The following is a 19,110-nucleotide window of genomic DNA, read 5'->3' as shown; positions in this document are numbered from 1 at the left end:
TATGAATAAGAAGAAAAAATTTCAGCTAAAAAGCAAACATTTACTTTTCATCATGACGTTCCTGTGTCTCTCCGGCATTTTAGGCAGTGCAGCAGACAAAATGCCGGTCACGCCGATCCGGGAAGCCGCAGGTTTTGTGATCATCCCGTTTCAGAACGGAATTAACCAGATCGGTGCGTATTTGACAGACTGTCTGACCGGTTTCCAGAACGTCAAAAAACTGTCTGCCGAGAAAGAGGAGCTTGAACAGAAGGTCACGGATCTGACTGAGGAAAACAATCAGCTTGTACAGGATCAGCAGGAGCTGCAGCGTCTTCAGGAGCTGTATCAGCTGGACCAGTCCTACTCGGAATATGAAAAAGTAGCAGCACAGGTCATCTCAAAGGATCCGGGCAACTGGTATGATACCTTTGTTATCAACAAAGGATCAAATGACGGGATTCAGAAAGATATGAACGTTATTGCAGACGGCGGCCTTGTTGGACTTGTTGAGGAGGTAAGTTCCAATTCCGCTACTGTCCGCTCTATCATTGATGACTCCAGTTCCGTGAGCGCCATGACAGCATCTACCTCGGATACGTGTATTGTATCGGGTGATCTGCGCCTGATCAGCGACGGAAAGCTTGCCTTTTCCCAGCTGAATACAACCGACACGGTAGCTGAGGGCGAAAAGATTGTGACATCGAACATCAGTGATAAATACCTCCGCGGTATTCTGATCGGCTATGTCAGTGAAATCACCGAGGACTCCAATCACCTGACGAAAAAGGGATACATCATTCCTGTTGTGGATTTTCAACATATTCAGGAAGTTCTCGTGATCAAAGAATTAAAACAGCAGGGAGGAGAGTAAATGCGCAGAAAAATCACGCTTGCCTTTCTGATTCTGGCAGCTTTCCTGTTACAGACAACTGTATTTCAGTATTTTCAGATCGCGTCCGTAACGCCGAACCTTCTTCTGATTCTGACGTCCGCCTTTGGGCTGATGCGCGGAAAAAAAGAGGGACTGATGGTCGGATTTTTCAGCGGTCTGATGATTGATCTGTTCTACGGCAGCCTGTTTGGATTTTACGCACTGCTCTACATGTATATCGGTTATCTGAACGGCTTTTTCTGCAAAGTCTTCTATGACGATGATATTAAGGTACACATTGTACTGGTCGCTGCCAGCGATCTTGTCTACAGTCTGCTGATGTATGTGCTGCAGTTCCTGCTGCGCGTGCGCCTGCACTTTTTCGATTATCTGGCGCATATTATTCTGCCGGAAATGGTATACACGGTAGTGCTCTCCATTCTGCTTTACCGGCTTTTATTTATCATCAACCGTAAACTGACCGAAAATGAAATGGAAGGACAACAGTCGCCATGGCTAAGAAGATAAGAAAATTTTTCCACAGACTCGGTGAAAACCGCACCCTATTGCTTGGTGTGGTTTTCCTTGCTATGTTTGCCGTCCTGATCGGAAGACTTTTTATCCTGCAGGTGGTGCATGGAGAAGAGTATGCGGATAATTTTGAACTGCAAATCACAAAAACCAGAACACTTGAGAGTACAAGAGGAAATATTTATGACCGGAACGGAAAACTGATCGCTGGAAATAAGGTTTCCTACTCCGTAACCATCGAGGATAACGGAACGTACAACACGACAAAAGAACGTATTCTCTCTCTGAACGCAGAACTCTATCGTCTCTGTAAGCTGATTCGTGCAAACGGAGACTCGATTGACACCAGCACCTTCCCGATTGAAGTGGATGAGAACGGTGCGTTTGTTTTTACAGGTGAAGAGGGAACGATCCGCGACCGTTTCCGTGCAGATATTTATGGACAGAAGAAAATCGACGATATGACGGCAGAACAGAAGAGTTCCAGTGCCGAAACGCTGATGACATTTCTTGCCGGACCGGACGGCTTTGGCCTGGATGCCTATTCTGACGATGAAAAATACGCATATTCTGCCAAAGATTTTGAAGAGTATGGTCTTCCATACCAGACAGACGAATCCGGAAATGCGGTCCTTTCTCTTTCCAATCAGGAGCGTCTGGAAATTCTGGTGATCCGCTATAAGATGAAACAGACGAATTATCAGAAGTATGTCCGCGTGACAGTTGCTTCCGGCGTCAGCAGCAATACAACTGCATCGATTGCAGAGAATGAAGATGTTCTGCAGGGTGTCAGCATTTCGGAAGATTCCGAGCGTGTATATTATGACGGAAAGTATTTTTCCTCTCTGATCGGTTATACGGGCCAGGCGTCCTCAGACGAGCTGACAGAACTGAATGAAGAGCTGAAGAGCCAGGGAAAAGAAGAAACGTATTCCACGGAATCCATCGTCGGAAAATCTGGTCTGGAACAGTATATGGAGACAATCCTTCAGGGAACCGACGGATCAGAAGAGATTATCGTTAATAACGTCGGAAAAGAGCTGGAAACGGTAGAGGGATCCCTGGTTGAGCCAAAACAGGGAAATAACGTCTATCTTTCGATTGATTATGACCTGCAGATTGCGGTATATAAAATTCTGGAACAGAGAATTGCCGGCATTCTGAAACAGTATCTGAGTGATGTAAAATCCGTTGATACCTCAACACTTGCCAATACGGATGCCGTTCCGATTCCAATTTACGATGTATACAATGCACTGATCGAAAACAGCACGATTGATATTTCCCATTTCTCGGCGGCGGATGCCACGGAGCGTGAGCAGCGGATCTATGCACTGTTCCAGCAGAAGCTCCAGCAGGTGCTTGCCGAGATTACGCAGGAACTGACCGTTGAAACAGCAACCGTTTACAACGACCTCAGCGATGAAATGCAGGAATATGAGACCTTCATCGTGGATAAGCTGCTTTCCAGTACGATGGGTATTCTTTCTTCAACAGCAATTGATGAGAAAGACGCCACCTATCAGGCATGGAATGACGGAACGATTTCTCTTCGTGATTACCTGACGTATGCGGCAAGCCAGAACTGGATTGATGTCTCAGCACTGACGCAGGATGATGCCTACCTGGATTCTCAGGAGGTTTATCAGAAGCTGACGGAGGTTATTCTGGACCGTCTGGCAAACAATACAACATTTGCAAAAAAGATGTATCACTATATGCTGCTGCAGGATATGCTCGATGGCTATGATATCTGCAATCTGATGTATGATCAGAACCTTCTGACGAAAGAGGATGACGATTATGCCGCTTATGTTGCAGGAAATATGACACCGTTCCAGCTTCTGTCCGATAAAATCGCCAAACTGGAAATCACCCCGGCACAGCTTGCACTCGATCCGTGTTCCGGTTCTGCTGTCATTACGGACCCGAATACCGGTGCTATTTTAGCCTGTGTTTCCTATCCTGGCTATGACAACAACCGCCTGGCAAACCAGATGGATACCGCATACTGGGCAAAATTGAATACCGATGAATCCAGCCCGCTGTACAACAAAGCAACCCAGCAGAAGACGGCTCCTGGTTCCACCTTTAAACCACTGATGGCGGTTGCCGGATTAAGCGAAGGCATAATTACTCCGACCAGTACCATCAACTGCAACGGTCTGTTCGGGGAAGGACTTGTCAACGAATCTGACTATGTCCACTGCCATCAGTTGAGCGGCCACGGAGATCTGAACATTGTCGGTGCCATCCAGAACTCCTGCAACGTGTTCTTCTGTACGCTTGGATATCGTCTGGGACTCGATGAGAACGGCACCTTTACACAGAAGCGCTCTCTGGAAATGATCCAGAAATATGCCGATATGTTTAAGCTGGATGAAAAGACCGGAATCGAAATTTCGGAAACCGATCCGAATGTAACCGATTCCCTTCCGATCCCTTCCTCGATTGGTCAGGGTACCAACAACTATACGACGACACAGCTTGCACGCTATGTCACAACGATTGCAAATTCCGGTACGGTTTATAATCTTTCCCTTCTGCAGAAAGCAACGGATTCGGATGGCAATGACATCGATATGGGCGCAGATTTCGGCCCGACGGTAAATTCAGAAATGGATGTTGATTCCAGCATCTGGGATCTGGTACACGAAGGCATGCGAAAAGTAATCAGCGTATCCAATGCGACCATTTTCCCGGAATCCTGGCCGGTAGAGCTTTCCGGAAAAACCGGTACCGCGCAGGAAGACCGTACACGTGCAAACCATGGACTGTTTATCGGCTTCTCTCACTATGAGAGCAGAGACGATATTGCTCTTGCCGTCCGCATTCCGTTTGGATATTCTTCTATGAACGCAGAGTTGGTAGCTAAGGATATCTTAGATTATTACTATGGCCTCTCAGACGATATTCTGTCCGGTCAGGCAAACTCCAACGGTGTTGCAAGCGTGAGAGCAGACTAAGGAATTTTTCCGGCAGAAACGAAGCCTGGGAAGAAAGCTGCAAAAGAGAAAGGATGCGTTTTTAAACAAAGGTTTGGACGCATCCTGCGGCATGAAAATGCAGAACAGTTTTCAACAAGGAGGTTCCAGATGAGTGAAGTCATTGTAATTACATCAGGAAAAGGCGGCGTCGGAAAGACGACAACCGCAGCAAATATCGGAATCGGGCTGGCACAGCTTGGAAAGAAAGTTGTGATGGTAGATACCGACATCGGTCTTCGAAACCTGGATGTCGTGCTCGGCCTTGAAAACCGGATTGTCTACAATCTTGTGGATGTTGTGGAGGGCAACTGCCGGATGAAGCAGGCGCTAATCCGCGACAAACGGTACGAGCAGCTCTACCTTCTCCCGTCTGCCCAGACGAGGGACAAGACAAGCGTAACGCCCGAGCAGATGAAAAAACTCTGCGATGAATTAAAACAGAGCTTTGATTTTGTTCTTCTTGACTGTCCGGCAGGCATTGAGCAGGGATTTGCAAATGCAGTTGCCGGTGCCAATAAGGCAATTGTTGTGACTACGCCGGAGGTTTCGGCCATCCGGGACGCGGACCGCATCATCGGCCTTCTGGAGGCGCAGGATCTGAGGGATATTTCTCTTGTCATCAATCGTATCCGGCCGGATATGGTAAAACGCGGTGAAATGATGTCGGTGGATGATGTACAGGAAATTCTTGCTGTTCCGCTGCTCGGCATTCTGCCCGATGATGAGCAGGTAGTAATCGCCACCAACCAGGGCGAAGCGATCGCTGGAAGCGGTTCCAAGGCAGGAGAAGCCTTTACGAATATCAGCCACAGGATCCTCGGGGAGAGTGTTCCCTACTTGGATCTTGACAGCAAAAAGGGATTTTTCCGCCGCGTATTCGGGCGATAGGAGGGAACTGGTATGGGTTTATTTTCAGGCAGAAAGCCGCACTCCGGCCTCGTTGCAAAAGAACGTCTGTCCAATCTTTTAATGGCAGAACGTCTGAACTGTTCTCCGGCATCGCTTCAGATGCTGAAAAATGATCTTTCTGCTGCTGCAGGAAAATACCTTACCGTTGAGGCGGATGAAATTTCCGTCACCATTACACAAACAACCCCTGTCATACTGACAGCGAAAATACCATTGAAAAGAAACGAGGAGTATCATGTTAAGACGATATAAGCTGAAAAATTATAATTTCCGGCTGGTCATTCTTCTGATTGCCATCAGCATCATTGGTGTGCTTCTGATCGGAAGTGCAGACAGTGCAGACCAGAAAAAACAGGCCATCGGAGTCGTATTGGGCGTAGTCATCATGATTATTGTCTCTTTGCTTGACTATAGCTGGCTTCTGAATTTTTACTGGGTTCTTTACATCGGAAATCTGATGATGCTTGGCGTTCTTTATCTCGGCGGTTCTACCGCAAAAAACACGTTTGGTGCGACCCGTTGGATTCAGATCGGAAGCTTTCAGTTTCAGCCGACCGAGCTGTCAAAAATCTTTCTGATCATGTTTTTTGCGATGTTTCTGATGAAGCATGAAGAAGATCTGAATACGGCGAAAACCATTTTTACCGCGATCGGGCTTCTGATTCCGCCGCTCGTTATGATTTACCGTCAGCCGGATTTGAAAAATACGATTACGGTCATGGTTCTGTTCTGCTTTATGATGTATGTGGCGGGCTTAAGCTACAAAGTTATCGCCGTTGTTCTGGTTTCCGGTTCAGCACTGGTACTTGCGCTTCTGCTTGTCATTACGCAGGTGAATTTCCAGCTTCCGGCGGCTCTTGACAAGACGATTGGTTATCAGCTTGGGCGAATTCAGGACTGGTTAAGCGATGATGCCGACAACGCCGACGGCCGTCTCCAGCAGCAGAATTCCATTACAGCCATCGGTTCCGGAAAGCTGACCGGAAAAGGACTCAACAACAATAAAGTTTCTTCCGCAAATAAGGGAAATTTCGTTTCCCAGAACCATAATGACTTTATTTTTGCAGTGGCAGGAGAGGAGCTTGGTTTCTTTGGATGCTGCGGAATCATCCTGCTCCTGTTCCTGATTCTCGTCGAATGCATCCGGACTTCCCGGAAAGCAAAAGATCTGTCAGGAACGTTGATCTGCTGCGGTATGGCAGGACTCATTGCCTTTCAGAGCTTTCTGAATATCAGTGTTGCAACCGGAATCCTGCCGAACACCGGTACACCGCTTCCGTTCGTCAGCTATGGACTGACCTCCCTTGTAACACTTTACATCGGAATGGGGCTTGTCCTGAATGTCGGGCTGCAGAACCGGGATTTTGTAACCAGAAACTATGAATTACTAAGGAGGAAAACCATCAATGAACATCGGATTGATCGCGCATGATGCAAAAAAAACGCTGCTTCAGAACTTGTGTATCGCCTACCGCTCGGTACTTGCCAAGCATACTCTTTATGCAACCGGAACTTCCGGCCGTCTGGTAGAAGAGGCAACCGGACTTAACGTCCGCAAATATCTGGCTGGACACGTTGGAGGCGTTCAGCAGATGGGTTCTCAGATTGAACAGAATGATCTGGATCTTGTGATTTTCCTGCGGGATCCGGAACAGCCGAAACAGCATGAGCCGGATGTCCATCGGATTATCCGTCTCTGCGACGTACACAGCATTCCGCTTGCCACCAATCTTGCAACGGCAGAAATGCTGATCAAATCATTAGACAGAGGAGAAATGGACTGGCGTGAAATCTACCGGAGAAACGACTAATACTACAGAAAAAGAACAGAAACTGCCTGTAACGGAGAAAAACGGGACTGCTCCGGAAAAAACCGAACATATTTTAAACCGCCTGATCATCGGCGCGGGTGTCTGTGTTGCTGTTATTGCGGTTCTGATCGGTGTGAAACTGTACCGTCAGGACCGCCAGATGGACATTACAGAGCCGTTTGCGCGAAGTATGGTGCTTGCCTCCGATCCGCTTTCGGCAGAAAAACGGTTTCAGGCTGAAACGCTCTCTGCCGATCTCTGTGTCGGTGAGACGAGCGTACCGCTGAATGATATCTCGTTTTCTTCACAGGTAAAGGCCGGACTGTTTGATCTGGATCACAAAAAAGTATTGTTCGCGCAGAATATGTATGATCAGGTCTACCCGGCCAGCATCACGAAGATCATGACGGCTCTCCTTGCCATGGAATACAACCAGCCGGATACGCAGGTAACGATCACAGAAGAGGATCTTGCGCTGGAAGATGGATCCCAGATGAGTGGACTGGCCGTGGGCGATACGGTAACGATGGATCAGCTTTTCCATGCATTGTTGATTTATTCTGCCAATGATGCTGCTATGGCGATTGCCCGCCAGGTAGGCGGAAGTGTAGAGAATTTCGTTCAGATGATGAACGATAAGGCAGCTTCCCTTGCCATGACCGGTACGCATTTTGCAAACCCGCACGGTCTTCACGATGAGAATCATTACACTACTGCATATGATGTTTATCTGATGCTGTATGCTGCCTATCAGCATACGGAATTCCAGAATACGATGTCAATGTCTTCCTACACGCTGAACATGACGCATGCGGACGGTACGGCGGGAACGATCTATTTAAGCTCCACGGACAAATATCTGACCGGAGAGAAAAACGCACCGGAAAACGTGACGGTGCTCGGCGGAAAAACCGGAACGACCGATGAGGCCGGTTCCTGCCTGGCACTGGTATCCCAGAATGCATACGGAGAACCGTTTATCTCTGTCATTCTTCATGCATCAACAAAAGTGGAACTGTACGAGGACATGAACACTCTTCTTTCCAATATCAACTCCTGACGTAATCGTTTTGCAATCCCCCGGACGGCGTTTTTTCTGCCTCTCCGGGAGATTATCGTATCCGTTTAGAAAAACAGAGCTCCTTTCCCTGCAAATTAGAAGATTTTTCAGAATTTTTTCATTTTACCATTGAAAACGTTGGTGAATTGTACTATAATTAAACCATGAACTTAAAAGTTTTTGGTGAAAATATCTTATTCTAATCTAAGGAGGAAACTGCTATGGTTCAATTAATTGTAGGCAAGAAGGGAAAAGGCAAAACAAAACAGCTGTTAGACAAAGTAAATGCAGAGGTAAAAACCGCAAACGGAAATATCGTGTATATTGACAAGAGCACAAAGCACATGTTTGAATTAAACAACAAAGTACGTCTGATTTCCGCAACCGACTATCCTCTGAAAAACAGTGATGAATTTATCGGATTTATCTGCGGTATCGTTTCTCAGGACCACGATCTCGCAAGCGTCTATCTCGACAGCTTCCTGAAAGTAGCAAAACTGGAAGGAGAGGACATCACAGATTGTGTTGAACAGCTGGAAGGCATTGGCAAGCAGTATAACATTACCTTCGTATTAAGTGTCTCCATGGATAAAGAAGAGCTTCCGGAAGGCATGCAGGATAAGATTATCGTTGCACTGTAACCGAAACTGTATTATAATAATTGCATAGCGACAAAACCAAAGGACGGCGCTTACGGCACCGTCCTTTTAGCGCATGGATTAAACAATAAAAGGAGCATACATTTTGTCTAAGCAGAAAAAGAACAGCCGCCGGCATTCGAGAATCCGTTTCCCTTTTCCGGCGTTGAATATTGGAAATATCATCTTTGGAGCCCTTTTTTTCTATATGGCAGTTTCACTTTTCTTTTACCTGACCGCCGATCATATCAAATCTTTTCAGGTTGTGCAGGGAACTTTATCCCGGAATGATACCTATACCGCATTCGCCATGCGGACAGAGAGCGTGCAGCTTTCCTCCGGCAGCGGATATGTTCAGTTCTATACCCCAAATGCATCGAAAATCAGCCGCGGAAGCGCTGTTTATGGGATTTCCGCAACAGAAAATGCCGATACCTCTGGTATTTCGGCAGATGCGGCAACGAGAACGTCGCTTCGTTCCTCGCTCGCACGTTTTTCTTCTGATTATGATTCCAGTTCCTTTTCCGGCATTTATCAGCTGAAAACAGAACTTTCCGCAAAGCTGCTTGCCGCTGCCGCTGAAAACGGAGATTCCTCATCACAGACGATATTTTATGCAGATCAGGACGGTGTTGTCGTCTACGGCAGTGATGGATATGAAAGCTATACGGAGGACAGCCTTACGCCGGAGCTTTTCTCTACGAAAGCCTCTGTGGTTTCCTTTGATTCCGGCGCGCAGACGGAGCCTGGAAATGCAGTATACCGTCTGGTGACAGATGAGCAGTGGGAAATTGCCGTTCCGGTGACGAATAAGCAGGTCGTTACACTTTCCAATTTCAGTACGATAAAAGTTAAATTTCTGAAAGACGGAAAAACACAGACGGGAACACTGAATCTAAAGTCCATTAACGATCAGAACTATGCTGTCATTTCGTTTACAAGCGGGATGATCCGTTATGCGGAAGACCGTTTTCTTTCAGTAGAGCTGGTCACAAACACTGGAAGCGGACTGAAAATTCCAAATACTGCCATCACGGAAAAAGATTTCTATAAAATCCCGGCGCAGATGCTCGTACAGGGCGGGGACAGCAATTCTTCCGGTTTCCTGCGGGAAAAGACCGATAAAAAAGGAAAAGTCATGCTGGATGATAACGGACAGCCGGTGACAGAATTTGTAAACGCCACGATCTATGAGCAGGTCAATGATGAAAATGATAATCCGGTCGAATATTACGTCGACATGGCCGCTTTTAATGATGGAGATATCCTTCGTGCACAGGATTCCGCCACAACGTATCAGATTGGAGAAATGGTTCCGCTGCAGGGTGTTTACTGCATCAACAAAGGATATGCTGTATTCCGCAAAATTCAGATCATCGATCAGAATGCGGAGTATTCTATCATAAAAAAACAAACGCAATACGGCATTTCGCAGTATGATTATATTGTGGAAAATGCATCCACCGTCAGTGAAGAAGATATTGTGCATTAAATACTGGAGGTTAGAAAGATATGCTGAAAGAGAACTATGAAGAAGTCCAGAAGAAAATCACAGAAGCCTGCAAAAGAGCCGGACGGAACCGGGAGGAAGTTACCCTGATTGCGGTCAGCAAGACAAAACCGGTCGAAATGCTTTCCGAAATCTATGATCTTGGCGAACGCAATTTCGGTGAAAACAAAGTGCAGGAGCTGACAGAAAAAGAGGAAGTGCTGCCAAAGGATATCCACTGGCACATGATCGGTCATCTGCAGCGGAATAAAGTAAAATACATTGCAGGAAAAGTTGCCCTGATTCATTCTGTCGATTCTCTTCGTCTGGCAAAAACGATCAGTGAGGAAGCGGTAAAGCACAACTGCGAAATCCCGATCCTGATCGAGGTAAACGTTGCCGGCGAGGAAAGCAAGTTTGGTGTCTCCGTAGAGGAAACCCTTCCATTGATTGAAGAAATCGCAAAACTTCCGGCAATTCATGTGGAGGGACTTATGACCATTGCACCGTATGTGGAAGATCCAGAAGAAAATCGTCCGGTTTTTCGCAAATTAAAGGAATTAAGTGTTGACATTGCCGCCAAAAACATTAATAATGTACGTATGGCCATTTTGAGCATGGGCATGACCGGCGATTACGAAGTAGCAGTAGAAGAAGGCGCCACTTTAGTACGGGTTGGAACCGGAGTCTTTGGCGAACGGGATTACAGTAAAAGATAACAGGAAGCCTTTCCAAGAAGAGTGACCCCGCGCATTCTGCACGGCTGTCTGGCCAAATGCCACAGGACTAAAAATAGGAGAGTATAAGAATGAGTGTTTTAGACAAATTTCTGGATGCCATCCGGCTGAACGACGATTACGAGGAAGAGGATGCTGATTCGGATAGCTTCTTCGATGAAGAAGACGATGATATAGAAGAAAAACCAAAGAAACGTTTCTTCCGTAAACTGGAGAACGAGGATGAGGACGAAGAGGAAGAGCCGCAGGCGAAAACGGTTCACACTGCACCGCGTAAACAGCCGGCGCCAAAGACCACCGCTTCAAGCCAGGCTGCTGCTGCACGAGCTCCAAAGCCAGCTGCTCCGGTTTCCCCGAAAGTTACTCCAATGAGAAAGAAAGCAGGTGCATTAAATATGGAAGTATGCGTCATCAAACCGGCTTCCATGGAGGATACCCGTGAAATCGCGGATACGCTTCTGGCCGGATGTACCGTTGTCCTTAACTTAGAAGGCATTGATGTGGATATTGCCCAGAGAATCATTGATTTCTGCTGTGGTGCATGCTACTGCATGAGCGGAAGTCTGCAGAAAGTTTCCAGCTATATTTTCATCCTGACACCGTCCAGCGTAGAAATTTCCGGCGACATCCAGGATATCTTAAGCGGAGCTTTTGATCTTCCAAATATCCGTACCGATTATTAAAGAAAATTATCTTTGCAGTAAATTAAAATGGATCCACTGGATCAATTATTGATTTACTTAGTAACAAAGGAAAAGCATCAGATGCAGGATTCTGATGCTTTTTTCATGAAAGAACATACAGGAGGCATAAATTATGAAAACACTTACCGTTAAAAGAGAAGGCACATCTACTGAATTTTCTTATGAAATTGTCTGGGACGGCAGCTACGAACGCCTCGCCGGCTGTGTGGAGAACTTAAAACTCCCTGCAAAAAAGGCCTGCATTGTCACAGACAGCACGGTTTCAGAACTGTATCTGGAAGAGGTAAAAAATGCACTGTCCCCGCTGTTTGAGACCGTAACCGCATTTGTTTTCCCGGCTGGTGAAGCAAGCAAAAATCTGGGTACCGTCAAAGATCTGTACACGCATCTGATTGAAAACCACTTTGAGAGAAAAGACATTTTATTCGCACTCGGCGGCGGTGTCGTTGGGGATCTGACCGGCTATGCGGCGGCAACGTATCTGCGCGGCATTGATTTCATTCAGCTTCCGACGACACTGCTTGCACAGGTAGATTCCAGCGTTGGAGGAAAAACGGGCGTCGATTTCGACCAGTACAAAAATATGGTCGGTGCATTCCATCATCCACGTCTTGTCTATATGAACATGGCAACCTTAAAATCCCTGAACGGCGAACAGTTTGCCTGCGGTATGGGAGAAGTCCTGAAAACAGGTCTGATCCGCGATGAAAAATTCTACATCTGGACCATCAATCACATGTCTGAGATCGAAGAGCGGATTGAGCCGGTATTAACGAAAATGATCCAGAAATGCTGCGATATCAAACGCCAGGTTGTAGAAAATGACCCAACAGAACAGGGAGAGCGTGCCGTTTTAAATCTTGGCCATACGATCGGTCATGCCATTGAAAAGCTCAAAAACTTCGAACTGCTCCATGGCCAGTGCGTTGCACTTGGAACCGTTGCTGCTGCCTATATTTCCTACAAGAGAAGTTATCTCTCCGATGAAGAGTTTTACGAGATTCGTGATATGAACGTCGGTTTCTATCTGCCAATCACCGTGGACGGCCTGAAATCGGAAGATATTCTGGCTGCAACAAAATCGGACAAGAAAATGGAACAGGGTACGATCAAATTCATCCTTCTGGAGTCTGTCGGCCATGCTGTGGTGGACCGCACGGTTACAGATGAAGAAATGCTGGAAGCTATCAATTCTATTAATGGAGATCTGATCGATGAAGAGTAAAAAACTTTCTCCGCTGGCCGTTTATCTGGTTTGCGCGGCAGCGATTGTCCTTCTGCTTGCAGCAGATCAGTATACAAAATCACTGGCAGTGCAGTATCTGAAGGACCAGCCGTCGATCGAGCTCATTCCAGGGGTTTTGGAGCTGTTTTATCTGGAAAACCGCGGTATGGCATTCGGACTTCTGCAGGATCAGTACTGGCTGTTTGCTATGATGACGGTATTGTTTCTGATCGTCATGGTGATCGTCTTTTACAAGCTTCCAAAGACACGCCGCTTTTTACCGCTTTTTGCCGTGCTGACTGTTCTGACGGCTGGTGCGGTCGGAAATTTTTACGATCGTTTTCTGAATCACTATGTCGTTGATTTCATCTACGTTTCGCTGATCAACTTTCCGGTTTTTAACGTAGCTGATATTTATGTCACCGTATCGGTCGCTGTCTTTTTACTGCTGTATCTGTTGTACTACAAGGACGAAGACTTCGCATTTCTGCATAAAAACGCCAAAAAGGAGGAGTCCGATGGCTGAAGAAGAACGGATTTTGGAAGTTACACCGGATTTTGACGGAAAACGGATTGATCAGTGCCTGGCCGCATCTTTTTCGGACTGTTCCCGTTCTTTTCTGCAGAAGCTTTTAAAAGACGGAAAGGTTTCGATCAACGGAAAAACGCAGAAAGCAAGCAGCAAGGTTGCCGCCGGTGATGCCGTTCTGGTGCTTCTGCCGGAACCGGAAGAACTGAACGTGGAGCCAGAAAACATTCCGCTTGATATTCTGTACGAGGATGATGATCTTCTGGTCGTCAATAAGCCAAAGGGGATGGTCGTACATCCGGCGGCAGGCCACAGCAGCGGAACACTGGTCAATGCGGTTCTGTATCACTGCCGCGGAAATCTCTCCGGCATCAACGGCGTTCTGCGCCCAGGAATCGTCCACAGAATCGATATGGACACAACGGGTGCCCTGGTTATCTGTAAGAGCGATTTCGCCCACCAGAGCCTCGCAGAACAGCTCTCTGTACATTCCATTACCCGAAAGTACCGGGCAATTGTCCATGGGAATCTGAAAGAGGACGAGGGAACCGTGCGCGGTGCAATCGGCCGCCATCCGACAGACCGGAAAAAGATGGCGATTAATGAACGGAACGGAAAACCGGCGGTCACACATTACCGTGTGCTGGAACGCTTTGGAAATTATACGTATATTGAATGCCAGCTGGAAACCGGCCGGACGCATCAGATTCGTGTCCATATGGCAAGTATCGGGCATCCGCTGCTTGGCGATGCGGTTTATGGCCCGAAGAAATGCCCGGTGAAAAACCTGCAGGGACAGACGCTGCATGCGATGGTACTTGGATTTATCCATCCACGGACCGGTGCCTATATGGAGTTTGAGGCGCCGCTTCCGGAATATTTTTCCAATCTGTTGCTGCAGTTTCGAAAAAATGTCTGAAACTGCTTAAAAAGAATGATATTTCAAAAAGTATATAGTTAATTTGTATAAGTTTTATCAAAATGTTCTGTACTTTCTGTGAATTCTGTAGTATACTAGATGTAACGAAAAAACGCGAGTTACTACATCTGTGAAAGCAGATTATTGTGACGGAATGGAAAGGAGCGGATTATATGAAAACTATCATAACGATTGGACGTCAGTACGGAAGCGCCGGACATTCCATTGGTAAGATTTTAGCGGATGGCCTGGGAATCAAGTACTATGACAAAGAGCTGCTGGAGAGAGCAGCAAAGGACAGCGGATTATGCCAGGAATTGTTCGAAAACCACGATGAAAAACCAACCAACAGCTTTTTATACTCTCTGGTTATGGACAGTTACTCCTTCGGCTATGGATCTACCATGATGGATATGCCGCTGAACCAGAAGGTATTTCTGGCGCAGTTTGATGCCATCAAGAAGATTTCGCAGGACGGTCCGTGTGTCATCGTAGGCCGCTGTGCAGATTATGCACTGGAGGAAAATCCGAACGTGCTGAGCATCTTTATTAAAGCAGATATGCAGGATCGCATCCGCCGTATCGCAAAGCTGTATGATCTTTCTGATGCAAAAGCAAAAGACAAGATCACAAAGATCGACAAACAGCGTGCAAGCTACTACAATTACTACACCAGCAAACGCTGGGGCGAGGTAGACAGCTACGACCTGTGCCTGAACAGCAGTGTATTCGGTATCGATGGAACCGTAGATATGATCAAACAGGCAATTGAAGTTAAAGAAGCGGGAATCCGCAAGATTTTCAGCATCTGATCAAAACAGAACATAGGAGAAACGACCCTCCTCTTAAAAATAAGAGGAGGGTCATTTTATGAAAGGATTTTAAAGATGAGAATTGTTATACAACGTGTAAAAAGAGCAAGTGTTTCGGTGGAAGAGAAGGTTGTTGGATCGATTCAGAAAGGTTTTCTGGTTCTGATCGGTGTCGGCCAGGGGGACGATGAAGCAACAGCAGACAAGTATATGAAAAAACTGCTGGGACTGCGTATTTTTGAAGATGAAAATGGAAAGACGAACAAGTCCCTGGCAGATGTGGATGGACAGCTTCTGATGGTTTCACAGTTTACCCTGTATGCCAACTGTAAAAAAGGAAACCGTCCAAGCTTCACGGAAGCAGGCGAGCCGCACAGAGCAGAAGAACTGTATGAATATATGGTCGCGAAAGCACGGGAACAGGTTCCTGTTGTCGAAACGGGAGTGTTCGGGGCTGAGATGGAAGTATCACTGGTGAATGATGGGCCGTTTACGGTGATCTTAGAGGATCTGTAAATAAAATTTTTTTGTTTGCCGAATCGGTAAAACAGAACGTGGTTTGCGAGATCTGTGAAACCTGTTTTTGTCTAGAGATAGTGTACCATCATCGTACTGAATTGTTTGTATTTATATAGTTTACATAAAATGATTATGTGAACTTGTGAAGAGGAGAAAATCTTTTATGCCGCAATTTGACTATCAGCAGCTGTGTCACTTTGTCCTTCCGGAACAGGGGGGACTGTCGGTGGAAACAATTCTAAAACGTTTTCTGCACCTGACACCACGTGAAATCCGCCATGCCAAATATATTCCGGATGGAATTCAGAAAAACGGTGTTTCCTGCCGCACAAATGCAGTTGTCCAGACTGGAGATACGATCACTTTTCGATATGCGCAGAAGTGTCCCCACCTTTCCGAAGATCAGGTTCTGCCGGTATCAGGTGATTCTGCCGGCGTACGGATTCTCTATGAGGACAGTGATCTCTGTGTCGCAGACAAGCCATCCGGTATGGTCTGCCACGCTTCCCACGGCCATTATTCCGATTCCCTGACACATGCTGCCGCATCCCTGTTAAAAACACCGACAGCGCCTTCTGAACTCCGCTGCATCGGCCGTCTTGACAAAGATACATCGGGTCTGGTACTATTTGCAAAGAATCAGCTGGCTGCTGCCAGACTGTCCCGGCAGCGGGAGAGCGGCGCGCTGAAAAAAGAATACCTGGCTCTGGTACACCATCCCTTTTCCGAAGAAACGCAAAAAGAAACCATTCGTCTTTCCATGGAGCAAATTCCAGGAGATGACCCTGATTCTTTCGATCCGTCTGGGAAACGTATCACTAAAATGCGTATCTGTAAAGAAGGGAACGGCCTGTGGGCTACTACACACTACGAGGCTGTCCTTCAGGATCCTTTCTGGGCCGTCGTGTGCTGCCGTCTGGAAACCGGCCGCACGCATCAGATCCGTCTTCACATGGCATCTATTGGACATCCACTTTTCGGAGATCCGCTCTACGGAGTCCGCGACGGCGGTACCCGTGCCGCGCTCCATGCCTGGAAACTGCACTTTCTGCAGCCGATGACAGGAGAACCAATTGATCTGGAAAATATTCGAACGCACATGTTCGATTAAATATATTTGAAGTATAAGGAGAACATTTTATGGAAGAACAGAAAGAACACAAACGCCGCGTCCGCTACAAAGGCACACATCCGCGGAATTACAATGAGAAATACAAAGAACTGAATCCGGAGAAATATCAGGGGACCATTGAGCATGTGATCCAAAAGGGAAGCACACCGGCCGGCATGCATATCCCGATTCTCGTAGATGAAATCCTCGATTTTCTCAAGATCGAGCCGGGACAGAACGGACTTGATGCAACACTCGGATACGGCGGCCACAGCTCCCGTATGCTTGCATGCCTGCAGGGAAAAGGGCATCTCTGTGCGCTGGATGTCGATCCGATCGAGATGGCAAAAACAAAAGAACGACTGGCCGCGCAGGGGTACGGCCCTGAGATTTTAACGATTCTTCATCAGAATTTTGCCAATATTGATCAGGTTGCTGCCAAATACGGCCCCTTTGACTTCATTCTGGCGGATCTTGGTGTTTCCTCCATGCAGATTGATAATCCGGAGCGCGGCTTTTCCTACAAATATGATGGACCGCTGGATCTTCGCCTGAATCCGGAGGCAGGAATTTCCGCGGCCGAGCGTCTGCGCACGGTTGCACGCGATGAACTGGAAGGCATGCTCATTGAAAATGCCGATGAACCGTATGCAAAAGAAATTTCCCAGGTTGTTACGCGGGCACTTCGGAAAGGAAAGAAAATTGACACTACGTTTGCACTGCGTGATCTGATCGCTGAAGCACTGGATTTTCTTCCGAAAGACGAGAAAAAAGAAGCCATCAAAAAATCCTGCGCCCGCACCTTCCAGGCACTGCGGATCGATGTAAACAACGAATATGAGGTTCTGGAAGCATTCATGGAAAAACTTCCGGATGCTCTTGCTCCGGGCGGCAGAGCGGCAATTCTGACGTTCCATTCCGGCGAAGACCGGCTTGTGAAAAAGTCCATGAAGGGACTGTATCAGATCGGTATTTATTCCGAATATTCAAAAGAAGTCATTCGTCCTTCCAAAGAAGAATGCATCCGCAACAGCCGTGCAAGTTCAACGAAAATGCGCTGGGCAATTAAGGCGGAGTAACTTAAAAAAAGCAGGAGAGAAGTCGTCTCCATAAAAAAGAGGAATCAACGAATGGGATATAATCCCTGTTGATTCCTCTTTGGGTTTCTGATATATTTTTATTCCTCATGCTCCGGCATGGACTCCCGCAGCCGTACCGCTGTGGCAGCCTGACGGCGCCTTGCATCGTCCATGGCAGCATAATGTTTCTTCGTCGTATTGACATCCTTATGGCCGAGGACATCCGCAACAAGATAAATATCGCCTGTTTCCTGATACAGCGTCGTACCGTACGTACTACGCAGTTTATGCGGCGTAATTTTCTTCGTTGTCGTCACCTGGGACGCATATTTCTTCACCAGATTTTCCACCGTCTTGACGTTGATCCGTTTTCTCTGCGCTGAATAGAAGAGTGCGTGTTCGTGTCCTGCCACAGGCGTAATACCTGCGCGGACTTCGATATACTTTTTCAGTGCCTCGGCAACTTCATCTCCAAAGTAGACAAACATTTCATTTCCACCTTTTCGAAGCACTTTGATGCCATTGTTTTTAAAATCGACATCCTCAATATCTAACCCGACACATTCCGACACACGGATTCCCGTGCCAAGCAGAAGAGTAATGATTGCAAAATCACGTTCCTTTGTTTTTTCATAGTAGGCCCGCTGATGATTGCTCAGCCCGTCGCCGCAGGATTCAATAAAATCGAGAAGCTCCGCAACCTCATTTGGCTCCAGACGGATAATTTCTTTTTCATGGAGCTTCGGCATATCGATAAGCAGCGTAGGATTTGTCTCAATCAGTTCCTTTTTGAAATAATAGGAATAGAACGTCCGAAGTGCCGACAATTTTCGTTTCAGGCCTTTTTCCCCGTTGGTGGTATAAGATTCCTGGGAACCGATATAAGCCTTTAAATATTCTGTGTATTCCTCAAGATCAAGTGCAGTGACCTGGTCAAGCACATCAACGGACATCTGATCCATGGGAATTTTGGCAAGTTCCGGATTTTCTTTCTGCAGATACTGAAAAAAGATCCGAAGGTCATATGCATATTTGATCCGTGTGCTGGTCGATGTCGTTGTGCTGATGCCGCGGAAAAATTCGGAAGTAAAAGAGGGAAGCGTCTTCAGAACCTCGCGGAGCTTCAGTGTATTTTCCATATCGGTTTGTTCGTGATACGTAATTTTTGATTTCATAACTGCAAATGAGCCTTTCTAA

Annotated in this window: 20 protein-coding genes; 19 read left to right on the top strand and 1 reads right to left on the bottom strand. The window is 46.8% G+C overall.

Features of this window, described 5'->3' with window-relative positions:
• Position 1: 1 nt before the first annotated feature.
• The 19 genes from mreC to rsmH all read left to right on the top strand — a co-directional run bounded on the left by mreC (position 2) and on the right by rsmH (position 17,913).
• Positions 2-853, top strand: a complete 852-nt coding sequence (gene mreC, locus DWX26_RS05050) for a rod shape-determining protein MreC (protein ID WP_022462849.1) — start codon at positions 2-4, stop codon at positions 851-853.
• Positions 854-1,381 carry a rod shape-determining protein MreD gene (gene mreD, locus DWX26_RS05045; RefSeq protein ID WP_022462850.1) on the top strand — a complete coding sequence of 176 codons (528 nt, stop codon included), beginning with the start codon at positions 854-856 and terminating at the stop codon, positions 1,379-1,381.
• Positions 1,366-4,350 (top strand): penicillin-binding transpeptidase domain-containing protein, encoded by a 2,985-nt coding sequence (locus tag DWX26_RS05040; RefSeq protein WP_118600974.1) that lies wholly within the window; start codon positions 1,366-1,368, stop codon positions 4,348-4,350. The genes mreD and DWX26_RS05040 overlap by 16 nt, the downstream gene beginning before the upstream one ends.
• A gap of 129 nt (positions 4,351-4,479) precedes the next feature.
• The gene (gene minD, locus DWX26_RS05035; protein ID WP_022462852.1) at positions 4,480-5,259 is read left to right on the top strand and encodes a septum site-determining protein MinD; all 780 of its coding nucleotides are present in this window, start codon (positions 4,480-4,482) and stop codon (positions 5,257-5,259) included.
• A gap of 12 nt (positions 5,260-5,271) precedes the next feature.
• Positions 5,272-5,532, top strand: a complete 261-nt coding sequence (locus DWX26_RS05030; protein WP_022462853.1) for a cell division topological specificity factor MinE — start codon at positions 5,272-5,274, stop codon at positions 5,530-5,532.
• Positions 5,516-6,712, top strand: coding sequence for an FtsW/RodA/SpoVE family cell cycle protein (locus tag DWX26_RS05025; protein ID WP_022462854.1), 1,197 nt, complete (start codon positions 5,516-5,518; stop codon positions 6,710-6,712). Before DWX26_RS05030 ends, DWX26_RS05025 begins: the two co-directional genes overlap by 17 nt.
• A complete protein-coding gene (gene mgsA, locus DWX26_RS05020) occupies positions 6,687-7,091 on the top strand; it encodes a methylglyoxal synthase (RefSeq protein ID WP_022462855.1) in 405 nt (134 codons plus the stop codon). The genes DWX26_RS05025 and mgsA overlap by 26 nt, the downstream gene beginning before the upstream one ends.
• On the top strand, positions 7,066-8,151 hold the full coding sequence (locus DWX26_RS05015) for a D-alanyl-D-alanine carboxypeptidase family protein (protein WP_022462856.1): 1,086 nt from the start codon (positions 7,066-7,068) through the stop codon (positions 8,149-8,151). Before mgsA ends, DWX26_RS05015 begins: the two co-directional genes overlap by 26 nt.
• Before the next feature lie 221 nt (positions 8,152-8,372).
• The gene (locus DWX26_RS05010; RefSeq protein ID WP_022462857.1) at positions 8,373-8,792 is read left to right on the top strand and encodes a hypothetical protein; all 420 of its coding nucleotides are present in this window, start codon (positions 8,373-8,375) and stop codon (positions 8,790-8,792) included.
• 205 nt (positions 8,793-8,997) lie between these two features.
• Positions 8,998-10,281: an HlyD family efflux transporter periplasmic adaptor subunit gene (locus DWX26_RS05005; protein ID WP_147398108.1), complete on the top strand. Its 1,284-nt coding sequence runs from the start codon at positions 8,998-9,000 to the stop codon at positions 10,279-10,281.
• A 20-nt stretch (positions 10,282-10,301) separates the two neighbouring features.
• On the top strand, positions 10,302-10,997 hold the full coding sequence (locus DWX26_RS05000) for a YggS family pyridoxal phosphate-dependent enzyme (protein WP_022462859.1): 696 nt from the start codon (positions 10,302-10,304) through the stop codon (positions 10,995-10,997).
• An 89-nt stretch (positions 10,998-11,086) separates the two neighbouring features.
• Positions 11,087-11,698 carry a cell division protein SepF gene (locus DWX26_RS04995; protein ID WP_022462860.1) on the top strand — a complete coding sequence of 204 codons (612 nt, stop codon included), beginning with the start codon at positions 11,087-11,089 and terminating at the stop codon, positions 11,696-11,698.
• A gap of 133 nt (positions 11,699-11,831) precedes the next feature.
• Positions 11,832-12,944, top strand: a complete 1,113-nt coding sequence (gene aroB, locus DWX26_RS04990; RefSeq protein WP_022462861.1) for a 3-dehydroquinate synthase — start codon at positions 11,832-11,834, stop codon at positions 12,942-12,944.
• Entirely contained in the window at positions 12,934-13,470 is a 537-nt protein-coding gene (gene lspA, locus DWX26_RS04985; protein ID WP_022462862.1) for a signal peptidase II, read from the top strand. Before aroB ends, lspA begins: the two co-directional genes overlap by 11 nt.
• Positions 13,463-14,392 (top strand): RluA family pseudouridine synthase, encoded by a 930-nt coding sequence (locus tag DWX26_RS04980; protein WP_055228144.1) that lies wholly within the window; start codon positions 13,463-13,465, stop codon positions 14,390-14,392. Before lspA ends, DWX26_RS04980 begins: the two co-directional genes overlap by 8 nt.
• 173 nt (positions 14,393-14,565) lie before the next feature.
• Positions 14,566-15,204, top strand: a complete 639-nt coding sequence (locus DWX26_RS04975; protein WP_118600972.1) for a cytidylate kinase-like family protein — start codon at positions 14,566-14,568, stop codon at positions 15,202-15,204.
• Positions 15,205-15,279: 75 nt separating this feature from the next.
• Positions 15,280-15,720, top strand: a complete 441-nt coding sequence (dtd, locus tag DWX26_RS04970) for a D-aminoacyl-tRNA deacylase (RefSeq protein ID WP_022462865.1) — start codon at positions 15,280-15,282, stop codon at positions 15,718-15,720.
• Positions 15,721-15,886: 166 nt separating this feature from the next.
• The gene (locus DWX26_RS04965) at positions 15,887-16,834 is read left to right on the top strand and encodes an RluA family pseudouridine synthase (RefSeq protein ID WP_117761504.1); all 948 of its coding nucleotides are present in this window, start codon (positions 15,887-15,889) and stop codon (positions 16,832-16,834) included.
• 29 nt (positions 16,835-16,863) lie between these two features.
• The gene (gene rsmH, locus DWX26_RS04960; RefSeq protein ID WP_022462867.1) at positions 16,864-17,913 is read left to right on the top strand and encodes a 16S rRNA (cytosine(1402)-N(4))-methyltransferase RsmH; all 1,050 of its coding nucleotides are present in this window, start codon (positions 16,864-16,866) and stop codon (positions 17,911-17,913) included.
• A 98-nt stretch (positions 17,914-18,011) separates the two neighbouring features.
• Here the strand turns inward: rsmH and DWX26_RS04955 are convergent, their stop codons facing one another.
• On the bottom strand, positions 18,012-19,088 hold the full coding sequence (locus tag DWX26_RS04955; RefSeq protein WP_022462868.1) for a tyrosine-type recombinase/integrase: 1,077 nt from the start codon (positions 19,086-19,088) through the stop codon (positions 18,012-18,014).
• Between the last annotated feature and the right edge of the window lie 22 nt (positions 19,089-19,110).

The organism is Blautia sp. AF19-1 (assembly GCF_003479155.1).
In the GTDB taxonomy this organism is placed as follows: domain Bacteria; phylum Bacillota; class Clostridia; order Lachnospirales; family Lachnospiraceae; genus Fusicatenibacter; species Fusicatenibacter saccharivorans.
Note: the sequence above shows the minus strand (reverse complement) of the source record. Positions and strands in the feature narration are given on the sequence as shown.

Coding starts and splice junctions, on each gene's coding strand:
- mreC (WP_022462849.1), top strand. CDS start 2: ATGAATAAGAAGAAAAAATTTCAGCTAAAAAGCAAACATTTACTTTTC.
- mreD (WP_022462850.1), top strand. CDS start 854: ATGCGCAGAAAAATCACGCTTGCCTTTCTGATTCTGGCAGCTTTCCTG.
- DWX26_RS05040 (WP_118600974.1), top strand. CDS start 1,366: ATGGCTAAGAAGATAAGAAAATTTTTCCACAGACTCGGTGAAAACCGC.
- minD (WP_022462852.1), top strand. CDS start 4,480: ATGAGTGAAGTCATTGTAATTACATCAGGAAAAGGCGGCGTCGGAAAG.
- DWX26_RS05030 (WP_022462853.1), top strand. CDS start 5,272: ATGGGTTTATTTTCAGGCAGAAAGCCGCACTCCGGCCTCGTTGCAAAA.
- DWX26_RS05025 (WP_022462854.1), top strand. CDS start 5,516: ATGTTAAGACGATATAAGCTGAAAAATTATAATTTCCGGCTGGTCATT.
- mgsA (WP_022462855.1), top strand. CDS start 6,687: ATGAACATCGGATTGATCGCGCATGATGCAAAAAAAACGCTGCTTCAG.
- DWX26_RS05010 (WP_022462857.1), top strand. CDS start 8,373: ATGGTTCAATTAATTGTAGGCAAGAAGGGAAAAGGCAAAACAAAACAG.
- DWX26_RS05005 (WP_147398108.1), top strand. CDS start 8,998: ATGGCAGTTTCACTTTTCTTTTACCTGACCGCCGATCATATCAAATCT.
- DWX26_RS05000 (WP_022462859.1), top strand. CDS start 10,302: ATGCTGAAAGAGAACTATGAAGAAGTCCAGAAGAAAATCACAGAAGCC.
- DWX26_RS04995 (WP_022462860.1), top strand. CDS start 11,087: ATGAGTGTTTTAGACAAATTTCTGGATGCCATCCGGCTGAACGACGAT.
- aroB (WP_022462861.1), top strand. CDS start 11,832: ATGAAAACACTTACCGTTAAAAGAGAAGGCACATCTACTGAATTTTCT.
- lspA (WP_022462862.1), top strand. CDS start 12,934: ATGAAGAGTAAAAAACTTTCTCCGCTGGCCGTTTATCTGGTTTGCGCG.
- DWX26_RS04980 (WP_055228144.1), top strand. CDS start 13,463: ATGGCTGAAGAAGAACGGATTTTGGAAGTTACACCGGATTTTGACGGA.
- DWX26_RS04975 (WP_118600972.1), top strand. CDS start 14,566: ATGAAAACTATCATAACGATTGGACGTCAGTACGGAAGCGCCGGACAT.
- dtd (WP_022462865.1), top strand. CDS start 15,280: ATGAGAATTGTTATACAACGTGTAAAAAGAGCAAGTGTTTCGGTGGAA.
- DWX26_RS04965 (WP_117761504.1), top strand. CDS start 15,887: ATGCCGCAATTTGACTATCAGCAGCTGTGTCACTTTGTCCTTCCGGAA.
- rsmH (WP_022462867.1), top strand. CDS start 16,864: ATGGAAGAACAGAAAGAACACAAACGCCGCGTCCGCTACAAAGGCACA.
- DWX26_RS04955 (WP_022462868.1), bottom strand. CDS start 19,088: ATGAAATCAAAAATTACGTATCACGAACAAACCGATATGGAAAATACA.